This is a genomic window from Kitasatospora sp. NPDC050543, assembly GCF_044457565.1.
In the GTDB taxonomy this organism is placed as follows: Bacteria; Actinomycetota; Actinomycetes; order Streptomycetales; family Streptomycetaceae; genus Kitasatospora.
In genome coordinates this window covers 1-10,848 of record NZ_JBITGZ010000069.1, presented here as the reverse complement: position 1 = coordinate 10,848, position 10,848 = coordinate 1, and the positions used below count along the sequence as shown (strand labels likewise).

Sequence of the window (10,848 nt, the reverse complement as noted above, 5' to 3'; positions counted from 1 at the left end):
CGATCCCGATGGAGCAACCCTGCCGCCCGACCGCCCGCACTATGCCTCACCAGCGGAAATACGCCGATCACGTCCGATAAGACAACGGCTTCTAATGCCAGCTCAGAGGGTGCAAGACAGGGCGGCCCGATGTGCCGGTTGTGGTCTATCCGGCGAGGGCGAGGTTGTGGAGTCGGGCGATGCCGAGCATAGCGTGTTCGACTCCGTCGCCTCTGAGGCGACAGTCTCGGAGGATCTTGAAGGTCTTCATCCGGGCGAAGACGTGCTCGACGCGGGCCCGGGCGCGGCGGTGGACGGCGTTGTCGGCTTCCTGCTTGTCCGTGAGAGGGCGGTTGGGTCGTTTCCAGTGCGGGATCAGCGCGGTGGTGCCGCGGTAGCCGCCGTCACCGAGTACTGGGGCGCCCTTGGCGGTGCGGTCGATGCCGGATTCGGCGAAGGCCCGGGCGTCGTGCCGGTTGCCCGGTAGTGGACGGCCGACCGCGACCACCAGGCGCGTGTTCGCATCGACCATGACCTGCAGGTTCGCCGAGTAGTGGAGGAGGCGGCGACGCTCCGGTCGCGAGTTGGGACCAGGGTGCCGTCGACGATCAGGACCGTGCCGGCAGGGTGACGGCGCCGGACCGGAGCGAGCACCAGGAGCGGGCCGATGTGGTCGATCACCCGGTCTGCGGCGGACTTCGAAACCCCGAACAGCTGACCGAGCCGACGCATGGTGAGGTTGGTCCGCCAGTACGCGGCCACCAGCAGAACCCGGTCCTCCAGCGGCAGCGCCCACGGCCGGCCCGAGCCACCCGCCTCACCGCCACGACGGCGCACGACACCGACCAGCTTCCGGAACTGCCGCTCGCTCAACCCCGAGAACAGACCTATCCAGCCCGGCTCTGCAGCCGTCACCACAGCATCCACACCAAGATCATCCCATGAGCCAGGAGACGCTTACGGGACAGCTTCTACTGCTACGTCCTGAAGGTGGCGACCACGTCGATGGGGCACCTGGAGGAGATCATCGACGCGCTGGCCCAGTTCGGGAGCACGACTACCAACCTCGTGCTCAGCCGGACACTGCCGTTTCGCCGGCCGGGCACGCCCCGGACAGAACCCCGGCCGCTCACCCGGCGTCGCGGCCGCTCGGACCGGCTTCGCGGGCCTGACCTCCCAGGATTCTCCCAGGAACGAGCAACCGAACGGGTGTTCCCTGCAGTCTCTCCAGTCACCGGGCATACGGGCCCGGGCGGCACAGGAACTGGGCACCGAGACGCGATGAACCTGACAGGCACTCCCTTTTTCGTCCTCACGATCGTTCTGTTCGTGGCCTCCATCGCGCTGGCCATGGTGCAGTGGCGGGGCAGAGGGGTCTTCGGGTGGGTGCGGGGCACGAAACGGCCGGTGCCGGTCGCGGAACCGTCGGCACCGGCGACCGAGCCGGGCGAGACGGCCCCGGAGAAGTCGGCGCCGATCGCGGAACAGCCGGTGCCGAGCGCGAGGCGGTGGCGTGGCCCGCTGCGGGTGCTCTCCTACCTCGGGACCATCCTGCTCTGTCAGTTCACCGCTGTGGCCATGGTCTTCGTGGTGGTCAACAACGAGAACCAGCTCTACGACAACTGGGGCGACCTGCTGGGCACCTCGAACCACGTCCGGGCGGTACCCGTGCCCCCGAAGGATGAGGGACTCGCCGGGGACCAGGCCGCCGCGTCCGCCGCAGCCTCCGCTCCGCCGTCCGCGGGCGCCTCCGCCACGCCGCCGCCCAAGGTGCCACAGGCCTTCCACGCGCCGGACTCCGACGCGGTGCCCAGGAGCGTCAGGCAGGCCGACCTCAAGGGCAAGCTCTCGGGCGTCGACGGCGAGGTCCTGGTCTGGACGCCCCCGCAGTACGACGACCCCGCGTACAAGGACAAGACCTTCCCCGTGGTCGAGCTGCTGGTCGGCTACCCGGGTGCGTCCAGCGCCTGGTTCGGCGACACCATGGACGCGACCAGGCAGCTCGAACCGCTGATGAAGTCCGGCCAGGTGACGCCCTTCATCCTGGTCTCGCCGCGTGTCACGCTCCTCGGCAAGACGGACACGGGCTGCGCCGACGTCCCGGGCAAGGTCAACGCCGATACCTGGCTCTCGCGTGACGTCCCACAGATGGTCATGGACAACTTCCGGGCCGACACCACCGCGGACCGCTGGGCGCTGTCCGGCTACTCGGCCGGCGCCCACTGCGCCACCCGCCTCGCCCTCGCCCACCCCAACCGCTACCGTGCGGCGATCAGCATGTCCGGCTACAACGACCCGGCCGGCGAGCCCGTGTCGCTGACCGCCAAGGACCCGAAGCTGCGCGAGACCTCTAACCCCCTCCACCTCCTCACCCACGCCGCCACCCCGCCGAACGTCGCGCTCTACGTGACCGGCAAGCGGGGCGACGGCCTGGAGGACGCGACCGCCCTCCAGCAGGCCGCGAAGAGCCCCACCACCGTCACCCCCGTCGAGACCACCGGTGCCCACCTCACCTCGACCTGGAAGCCGCTGGTCGTCCCGAGCTTCAAGTGGCTGACCGGGATCATCCCGCCCCGGTAGGGGTGCCCGCGGCCGGCCGCCGCGTTCGGCCGCCCGTCCGTCGGTGCTGTGCCTCGCATACGAGCCTGTCCGATCGATGGCCCGGAGGTTCACGACTCCGGGCCATCGGCCGGTGTCGTGACCGTCCGCCGCCGACGCTCGCCGCGCGCCGTCAGAACCAGTGCAGGCAGTGCGGGGAGCGCTCGGCGCGGAAGAGGGCGTCGGCGAGGGTGGCCGCGCCCGGCGAGCCGAAGTCCCTGACCTGGCTGCGCAAGCGGGTCGAGAAGATGCTCCCGAAGATCGACCTGCCGGACCTTTTGTTCGAGGTGAACGCCTGGACCGGCTTCCTGGACGCCTTCGTGCACCTCGGCGATGGCACCACCCGGATGAAGGACCTGTCCACCACGGTGGTCGCGCTGCTGGTCTCGGAGGCGTGCAACATCGGCCTGGCCCCGGTGGTGAACCCCGGTTACGAGGCCCTGACGCGGGCCCGGCTCGTGCACGTCGACCAGTACTACCTGCGCGCCGACACCATCGCCGCGGCGAACGCGAGGCTCATCGCCGCCCAGGCGGAGGTGCCCATCGTGAGGTTCTGGGGCGAGGGCCTACTCGCCTCTGTGGACGGGCTGCGGTTCGTCGTCCCCGTGCGCACGGTCAGCGCGGCGCCGTCGCCGAAGTACTTCGGGTTCAAGCGGGGCGTCACCTGGCTCAACACCGTCAACGACCAGGTCGCGGGCATCGGGCAGATGGTCGTGCCCGGCACGCCGCGCGACTCCCTGCACATCCTGGACGCGCTGCTGAACCTGGACGGCGGGGTGAAGCCGGAGATGGTGGCCACCGACAACGCCTCCTACTCCGACATGGTGTTCGGTCTGTTCAAGATCCTCGGCTACAACTTCAGCCCGCAGTTCCGCGACCTGGACGACCAGCGGTTCTGGCGGGCCACGATGCCCGGCGTCGAGACCGGCACCTACGGCGCGGTGGAGGACCTGGCCCGCAACCGGGTCAACCTGAGCAAGGTGATCACGCACTGGCCGGACATGCTGAAGGTCGCCGGTTCCCTGGTCACCAACCAGGTCCGCGCCTACGACCTGCTGCGCATGTTCGGACGCGACGGGCGCCCGACCCCGCTGGGTGCGGCGTTCGCCGAGTACGGGCGCATCGCCAAGACCGAGCACCTGCTACGGGTGGTCGGCCCAGTCGATGACACCTACCGCGCCGTCAGATGAACCGGCAGCTCACCGTGCAGGAGTCCCGCCACAAGCTGGCCCGGACGTGTGCCACGGCAAGCGCGGCACCATCCACCAGGCGTACCGCGACGGCATGGAGGACCACCTCGGCTCGCTCCGCCTGGTCCTAAACGCCATCGTGCTCTGGACGACGAAGTACATCGACGCCGCAGTCGCCCAGCTCCAGGCCGAGGGCCACGAACTCCGCGAGGGGGACATCGCCCGGCTCTCCCCGCTCAACACCCGCAACCTGAATCTGCTCGGCCGCTACAGCTTCACCGCCTCCACTCCGGCCGCCGGTGCCCTGCGCCCGCTGCGCGACCCGGACGCGTCGGAGCTGGATGCGGACGACGGGGACGAGGCGTGAGCACGCCGATCCATTCGGTGCCCTTGATCGCGACCCGCAGGTGAGCGGCAAGAGATCGGGTCCATTCGCCTGGACCGCGGTTTCGGAATCGGCCTTGCGGTACAGCGGTCAACGCCAAGCCGACGATCATGGACTTGAGGCCGGTCGTGGGGAGCGGCTATGCGGACAGTCGCTGGAGCCATTCCGTCAGAAGTTGCTGTTCGGCCTGGCTGAGGGCGTTCTGGCCAGGCAGTGCTGCGCGCAAGGCACGGGCAGCGCCGCCCGGCCCCGGTTCCTCCACAGCCGGTTCCTGGGTGGTGATGGTGGTGATCATCGATTCGCGCAGGGCGACAAGGAGCGCGGTGTCTCGCTCGGGCTCGGGGACGGACTGCCAGGTCAGGATCGCGCCGCTGGCGGTGGCATGGACGATCTGGGCCGCGAGTCCCTCTTCCGTGCGCAGGAGTCCCGCAGCGGCGATGCGGCGGATTTTGTCCATGAGGTGTTCGAGGCCGATCCGGAAGACGGTCGTGGACCGGGCGGGTTCGCCGTACATCAGCGTGTACAGCGCGGGGTTGGCCAGCCCGAACTCGACCACAGTGTCCCAGCCGACGCGCAGTTCCTTGACCGGGTCGTCAGGCGAGGGTTCGATCTGCTGCTTGGCTGCCAGGAACCGGGTGAAACCGTGCTCGGCCACCGCATCCAGCAGCCCCTCCTTGTCGCCGAACAGCCGGTAGAGGGCGGGCGGTTGCAGTCCGGCGGCGTCAGCGACCGCCCGGGTGGTGACCGAGTCGCGGCCCCCTTGCTCCAGCAGGCCGGTCGCGGCCTCGATGATCCGGCGGCGCGTGTGTTCTCGTGCGGCGGTGGCGGGCTCCGCGGCACGCCGGGGGATGGGGGTCGGTTGGGTCGGTTCAAGAGGCATGGAAGCAACGATAGCGTCGCCGGAACCTGGGTGCTATCACTGGTATCACCCTCGCGTTGCCATCGAAAGTATCGAAGGTACCGTTGAAGGAGTTCCAATGGAAACACCAGTACGAGGAGAACCGTCATGTCCGACCGTTTGCGGATCATCGGGGTGGAAGAAACCGTCGTCGTACCGGCCGTCTATGACGCGTACCAGCGGGCCGGATCGCCGCAGATCCCCGCCCGCGGCTTCGGCGACAACCCCATCGCCAAGAACCTGCACGAGGTCGGCGAGCAGCGGCTGGCCCACATGGACGACCAGGGCATCGACGTCGCCGTGCTCTCCCTGTCCTCCCCGGGTGCGCAGGATCTGCCCGAGGCCGACGCGGTCGCGGTGGCCCGCGAGGCCAACGACCAGCTTGCCGAGATCGTCGCCTCCCGGCCCGACCGCTTCCAGGCGTTCGCCGCGATTCCCACCCAGTCGCCGGCCGCGGCCGCGGCCGAACTGGAGCGCGCCGTGTGCGAGCTGGGCTTTCCCGGCGCCATGCTGTACGGGCGTACGGGGGACAAGCTGGCCGACCACCCGGACAACGACGAGCTGTACTCCATGGCCGAGCGGCTGGCCGTGCCGCTGCACTTCCACCCGCAGACACCGGTCCAGCCCGTCATTGACGCCTACTACTCCAACCTTCCCGAGCCCATGGGCCCCGTTCTGGCCGGAGCCGGGCTTGGCTGGTACTACGACCTCGGTGTCCAGTACCTGCGCATGATCTTCTCAGGGGTCTTCGACCGGTTCCCCGACCTGCAGGTGATCGCCGGGCACTGGGGCGAGGTCGCGCTGTTCTACCTCGACCACACCGGCTTCTTCGGCGAAGCAGGCCGCCTGCGCCAGCCCCTGGCGGACTACTTCAAGCAGAACTTCTGGGTCGCTGGCAGCGGCACCAACAGCCCCCGCTACCTGCGCTGGACCGCCGAAGTGATGGGCACCGACCGAATGCTGTACTCCACCGACTACCCCTTCACCTACGGCTTCCGCCCCGGCGGTTTCCCCTACGTCGACACGAGCAACGGTGAAGCCCGCTCCTTCCTGGAGAACTCGCCCTTCACCGACGAGCAGAAGGCCGACATCGGCCACCGCAACTGGGAACGCCTCACCGCCCGCGCCAAGCACCCGACGGCCTGAAACCCCCAGGGCCGGCCGGAACGCCACCGAGCGCTCCGGCCGGCCCTCACGGCCCCACAGACCTCGGCGCACGCCGGATCTGTGGCGAACGCGGTCTTGCCATCCTCGCCTGACGGCTTTTCGCGCTCAGGCGCCGGGACAGGCGGCTGACGCGTCCAATGAACCCGTGCAATCCGGGGGTTCGCGGCGGCGCGAATCCAATCAGATCCGATGGTGATTGCTGACAGGGTTTGACGACAGATAGGGTCCGATCCTCCGTACGGAAGGGGCCCCGAGTGGCGAACCTGGTCTACAAGCGGGTCTCGACCGACCAGCAGTCCACCGCCCGGCAGAACCTCGGCCTTCACGAGGCCGGGATCGAGGACCCGGTCGGGACCCGGGCCTCCGGCTATCAACGGTTCGCATGGCTGAAATGACTGTCTTCCCAGTTCGTGACGTTTGTTCCATTGCAACAGCGATGCCTTGCGGTGGACGCTCGGGTCGCCGGGTGGCTGGTGTCTCCGGCCCCCGCCAGCGCCCAGGCGGCGCTGGACCCGCCGGACCCGGCCCGGCCGGTTCTCCTGGCGCGACATGAACTCCCGACCCGACCGGTCCTCCCCCGCCGTCGTGACCTCCGCGTCCATCACATCGAGCGGCAGCATGACCGCGCGCACCGGGTGGACGTCACGTCGCCGAGGTGCCCGGCCGCGCGGCGAGGCCAGAGCACCCACAGGCACGACGCCTGGCGTACCGCCACCACCAGCGTCCTCGCAGCAGTGCGCAGCTTGTCACCCGAGCGGTGGGAGGCGAGGACGTCCGCAATGGCCAACCGGCGGCGACTGTGAAAATCGCTGTCCGATCACCGGAGCACGGTGAAAGACATCCGGCGCGGAGAAGAATCTTGAGTTCCCTGACCTGCTGCGACTGATCGATGAACGGTCGACCGCCTTCCGCGCCGCGCTCGCCGCCGCGCCCAGTCTCGACGCACAGGTGCCGACCTGCCCCGAGTGGATTCTGTTCGATCTGGTGAAGCACCTGGGTGGGGGAGACCGTTTCTGGGCCGCCATCGTCGGCGCGGGGCCTGCCGACGCTCCCCCGGCCGAGGCCACCGCTGCGCGCGCCGCTCTGGAAGTGCCGCGGGAGCGTGAGGCCCTGCTGGCCTGGCTGGCCGCGTCGACGCAGCTTCTGCTGAGCGCCCTGCGGGAGGCGGGCCCGGACGCCGGCTGCTGGGCGTGGTGGAGTCGGCTACCGCCGTCGCCCGCCGAACAGCGCGACCGCGCACGTCGGACGGCGCATCAACTAGTGCAGCGCCGCACTGATCCTGCGAGGGTCAGGTGGCTTTGAGTGGCGTGCCGTCGTAGGTCCATCGGAAGGGGCGGGCTTCGTTGTCGTAGGCAAGGGTGAAGTCGCGGATCTGGTCGATGAGGTCGTCTCGAGAGGTGAACTCGCCGCGTCGTAGTAGTCGGCGGGCCAGGATCGAGAAGAAGATCTCGACCTGGTTCAACCACGAGGCGTGCTGGGCGTGTGGTGGACGGTGAACCTCGGGTGGGCCGCGAGCCAGGCCCGCGTGGCCTTCGAAACATGTGACGATCCGTTGTCGAGGACCAGATGGATCGTCAGGGCAGGGTCGATACTCCCGTCCAGAAGCCGAAGGAACCGGATGAAGGTGACGGAGTCGTTGCGGGCGATGTCCTCGACCAGGACCTGTCCGGTGTGCACGTCCAGGGCTGCGACGATGGACGCGGTGCCGTGGCGCCGGTACTCGAACTCGCGGCGCTCGGCATCGCCGGGCCGCGCGGGCCTGGTGGGATGGCGACGCGAGCGGGCCTGCATGGCGGTCTTCTCGTCCACGCTGAGCACGACCGACCCCGGCGGACGGTGCGAGTAGAGGGCGCACACCTCGGTGGCCTTGACGTGGAAGTGCGGGTCGTCGGGGCGGGTGAGCCAGCCGCGCACGAGGTGGGGTTTGAGGTCCAGGTCGGCCAGGATCCGCCCGACCTGGGAGGCGGAGACTCCATGGCTGGCAAGGGACTTGGCGATCGACCTGTGGGTCCATTGACTGTCGGGGCGGGTTTGACGGAAGTCACCGTGGCGACGATCGCCAGGTGCACCTCGGGCCCGTAGCGACGCGGGCGGCCCGGCCTGCTGCGGTCCTCCAGAGCGGCCATGCCCTCGTGGTGGAACCGTTTGCGCCAGCGTCGCACGGTGGCGATGTGCAACCGGTGGCTGCGGGCGATGGCCGCGTCGGAAACACCGTTGGCGGCAGCCAGGGCCACCGCGGCTCGCTGGATGCGCCGCAGCGGGGCGGTGCGCGAGTGGACCAACTGCTCCAGGGCCGCCCGCTGGTTCTTGTCCCAGACCACCGTGAACGGGCTGTGCGCCGGCATGACCCCACCCCTGGATTCGACGAGCGTCGGTCATTGTCGCGCGGACGGGTGGGGTCAGCGGCGGACGGCCCCGCGGGGCAGGGAGCCGGTGGCAGGATGACGGCCATGGCGAACACCCGGCGCGCGAAGCCGATCTCCCGCTCCCGGACGACACCCGGAAACGTCGTCCACACGATCAAGGTCACCCTGCGTGGTTCCCAGCCCCCGATCTGGCGCCGCCTGGAAGTGCCCTCAGGCACCACGCTGCAGCAGCTTCACCACCTCATCCAGGCGGCCTTCGGCTGGGAGGACTACCACATGTGGGCCTTCGAGGCCCTGCGGGACCGGTACGGAGTCGCCGATCGGGAGCTGGGGATCCGCAGCGCGGCGGCCAGGCGGCTTGACCAGGTCGCCCCGAGCGTCGGCGACCGGTTCGGCTACACCTACGATTTTGGCGACGACTGGGAGCACGACATCCTCGTCGAGGCCGTCACCGACGCCGAACCGGGTATCGCCTACCCTCGCTGCCTCACCGGCCGCCGTGCCTGCCCGCCCGAGGACTGCGGCGGGATGTGGGGATACGAGTACCTCATCGAGATCCTCGCCGATCCCGCCCACGAAGAACACGACGAACGCCTCGAATGGCTCGGCCTCGACACCGCCGACCAGTTCGATCCCGCTGCCTTCGACCTGGCAGAGATCAACAGCACACTGTCCGGCTTCGCGGCCATCCTGACCGAGAACTGACGACAGGGAGGAGTTCGGGCGCCTGGTCGATGTGCTGGAAGACCGTGTGACGGAAGTGCAGCCCGGGTACCGCCGAAGGCCGGCCAGCTACTGGGAGCGGCTGCGCCAGCAGGCGGTCAAGGGCCGGCCGCGCCCCGGCGCGGCGGTTGCGGCACAGCCTGAGGTCGTCCCGGAGCAGCGCCTGGCCGCGGCGGGCGAGGTCGCCAAGGCCGGCCGGATCCTGGCCGCTCTGCCCCCGCAGGCGGGGTGACTGCGGACCCTGCGGACGAATCCGATGACTGGATCCACATCACGGTCAGCGGGTGTTCGACGAGGCGTGCGAGCAGCTGCGGCGCGAGGTCGCGGACTTCATCGACCCCGATCTCCACGAGGCGTACAGCGCGCTCTTCGAGGCGACGGAGGCTCTGGAGTACGAGATGGACGGGATGTTCGGGCCCGATCCCGGGTATCCGTGGCGCGTGCTCAAAAGCTACGCGCCGCAGCGCGCGGAGCAGCTGGGCAAGCTCACCTCGGCCCGCGACGACTTCGCCGGGAAGTACCGCGTCCTGGTCAACCTCCTCAACGAGCGGGAGCTGCTCCCCCATGACCCGCCCACCGCACCGCAGTCCGCCGCCGCGCCGCCGTAGTCGGGACCGCTGCAGGAGCTGACTCGCCGGGCGCCTGAATCCCGACCGAGCACGCCGGGACTCATCAGGAGGCGGCCCGGACCCGCCATTGCGTGCCGAGGCTGTAGGCCGGGCGCAGCCAGAGCACGCCGTCGGCCCTGACGAGCCCTCTGCCGAGCGTTCTCGTCCTTGGCCGCGCCCGTGGTCTGGGTGCCGAAGCCGGAGCGCCGCTCCAGGCCTCCGGGGACGGTGAACTGGATGAAGCCGTTTACGAAGAGCCCGGGCGGCTTCCACTGCACTGCGGAGATCTGCGAGATGTGAATCCGCTTCTCGCCCTTGCCCACCGAGGTGCGTGCGAGGAACCCCTTGCGGGTGATCGTCACGTACTCGCCGTCGAAGCTGACCTGCCCGGTGTGTCCCTTGGCCTCGATCATTCCCCCAGCATCGGCCACACGCCCGCCCGGCATACCCGGGCACTGCTCCGGAAGGGCCAGGGTGGCGGTCCCAGGGGGCGCGGGGAGGGGGTCTGGCTGGTGGTCAGCTTGGCGCTGTGGCCGAGGTGTCCGTGGAGGTAGTGGCGGTGGCGAGTTGGTGGATCTGGGCAGTCACGAGGTCGGCGCGCAGGGCGGGTGCGTGTGCAGTGTCGTCGGCGGTGAGGAACAGGACGCGGTTGTCGCCGACAGCCGCGTAGAGGTAGACCCGGGTGAATCCCCCCGGCAAGGCCACCGCCCCGGTGGGCGAGAGGATCCGGAAGCCGACGGCCGGCGCCTCCATTGCGTCCGCGGGCACCGCCTCAACCCGCAGCTGCGCCCCATCACCCAGCCGGAAGCCGGTGCAGCCGCCCCCGTACACGGCATCCTTCAGTGGACGTTAAGTCCGTTTCTGGTAGCGGCCTCGTCCGGGTTGGGTGAGGAAGCCTTGGCGAGTGAGGTGTCCGAGGCGGCTGCGGGTGATG

General features: G+C 69.5%; 10 protein-coding genes and 5 pseudogenes. 8 read left to right on the top strand and 7 right to left on the bottom strand.

Annotated elements, in window-relative coordinates:
- Positions 1 to 145 precede the first annotated feature (145 nt).
- Positions 146 to 906: pseudogene (locus tag ACIBH3_RS35440) on the bottom strand (transposase).
- 402 nt (positions 907 to 1,308) lie between these two features.
- On the opposite strand from ACIBH3_RS35440, the gene ACIBH3_RS35435 reads away from it, so the two are divergent.
- On the top strand, positions 1,309 to 2,559 hold the full coding sequence (locus ACIBH3_RS35435) for an alpha/beta hydrolase (RefSeq protein ID WP_396316237.1): 1,251 nt from the start codon (positions 1,309 to 1,311) through the stop codon (positions 2,557 to 2,559).
- 227 nt (positions 2,560 to 2,786) lie between these two features.
- Positions 2,787 to 4,134: pseudogene (locus tag ACIBH3_RS35430) on the top strand (transposase); the annotation flags it as partial.
- Between the two features lie 157 nt (positions 4,135 to 4,291).
- On the opposite strand, the gene ACIBH3_RS35425 reads toward ACIBH3_RS35430, so the two are convergent.
- Positions 4,292 to 5,032: a TetR/AcrR family transcriptional regulator gene (locus tag ACIBH3_RS35425; RefSeq protein ID WP_396316236.1), complete on the bottom strand. Its 741-nt coding sequence runs from the start codon at positions 5,030 to 5,032 to the stop codon at positions 4,292 to 4,294.
- Between the two features lie 126 nt (positions 5,033 to 5,158).
- Here ACIBH3_RS35425 and ACIBH3_RS35420 point away from each other — a divergent pair, with 126 nt between their 5' ends.
- The 3 genes and pseudogenes from ACIBH3_RS35420 to ACIBH3_RS35410 all read left to right on the top strand — a co-directional run.
- Positions 5,159 to 6,196, top strand: coding sequence for an amidohydrolase family protein (locus tag ACIBH3_RS35420; protein WP_396316235.1), 1,038 nt, complete (start codon positions 5,159 to 5,161; stop codon positions 6,194 to 6,196).
- Between the two features lie 275 nt (positions 6,197 to 6,471).
- Positions 6,472 to 6,612, top strand: a complete 141-nt coding sequence (locus ACIBH3_RS35415; protein ID WP_396316234.1) for a hypothetical protein — start codon at positions 6,472 to 6,474, stop codon at positions 6,610 to 6,612.
- A gap of 478 nt (positions 6,613 to 7,090) precedes the next feature.
- Positions 7,091 to 7,432: pseudogene (locus ACIBH3_RS35410) on the top strand (maleylpyruvate isomerase N-terminal domain-containing protein); the annotation flags it as partial.
- A gap of 73 nt (positions 7,433 to 7,505) precedes the next feature.
- On the opposite strand, the gene ACIBH3_RS35405 reads toward ACIBH3_RS35410, so the two are convergent.
- From ACIBH3_RS35405 to ACIBH3_RS35395, 3 genes and pseudogenes are all read right to left on the bottom strand, one after another.
- Positions 7,506 to 7,679 (bottom strand): hypothetical protein, encoded by a 174-nt coding sequence (locus ACIBH3_RS35405; protein ID WP_396316233.1) that lies wholly within the window; start codon positions 7,677 to 7,679, stop codon positions 7,506 to 7,508.
- On the bottom strand, positions 7,676 to 8,371 hold the full coding sequence (locus ACIBH3_RS35400) for an IS630 family transposase (RefSeq protein ID WP_396316238.1): 696 nt from the start codon (positions 8,369 to 8,371) through the stop codon (positions 7,676 to 7,678). Before ACIBH3_RS35400 ends, ACIBH3_RS35405 begins: the two co-directional genes overlap by 4 nt.
- Positions 8,266 to 8,562, bottom strand: a pseudogene (locus tag ACIBH3_RS35395) (helix-turn-helix domain-containing protein); the annotation flags it as partial. The pseudogene ACIBH3_RS35395 and the gene ACIBH3_RS35400, both read right to left, overlap by 106 nt.
- Before the next feature lie 105 nt (positions 8,563 to 8,667).
- On the opposite strand from ACIBH3_RS35395, the gene ACIBH3_RS35390 reads away from it, so the two are divergent.
- The 3 genes from ACIBH3_RS35390 to ACIBH3_RS35380 are packed head-to-tail and all read left to right on the top strand — an operon-like array spanning position 8,668 to position 9,914.
- Positions 8,668 to 9,288, top strand: a complete 621-nt coding sequence (locus ACIBH3_RS35390; protein WP_396316232.1) for a plasmid pRiA4b ORF-3 family protein — start codon at positions 8,668 to 8,670, stop codon at positions 9,286 to 9,288.
- Between the two features lie 46 nt (positions 9,289 to 9,334).
- On the top strand, positions 9,335 to 9,538 hold the full coding sequence (locus ACIBH3_RS35385) for a hypothetical protein (protein ID WP_396316231.1): 204 nt from the start codon (positions 9,335 to 9,337) through the stop codon (positions 9,536 to 9,538).
- A 52-nt stretch (positions 9,539 to 9,590) separates the two neighbouring features.
- The gene (locus tag ACIBH3_RS35380) at positions 9,591 to 9,914 is read left to right on the top strand and encodes a hypothetical protein (RefSeq protein WP_396316239.1); all 324 of its coding nucleotides are present in this window, start codon (positions 9,591 to 9,593) and stop codon (positions 9,912 to 9,914) included.
- A gap of 164 nt (positions 9,915 to 10,078) precedes the next feature.
- Here the strand turns inward: ACIBH3_RS35380 and ACIBH3_RS35375 are convergent.
- Together ACIBH3_RS35375 and ACIBH3_RS35370 are read right to left on the bottom strand one after the other, a co-directional pair.
- Positions 10,079 to 10,327, bottom strand: a pseudogene (locus ACIBH3_RS35375) (DUF4429 domain-containing protein); the annotation flags it as partial.
- Between the two features lie 103 nt (positions 10,328 to 10,430).
- Positions 10,431 to 10,682 carry a hypothetical protein gene (locus ACIBH3_RS35370; RefSeq protein ID WP_396316230.1) on the bottom strand — a complete coding sequence of 84 codons (252 nt, stop codon included), beginning with the start codon at positions 10,680 to 10,682 and terminating at the stop codon, positions 10,431 to 10,433.
- Between the last annotated feature and the right edge of the window lie 166 nt (positions 10,683 to 10,848).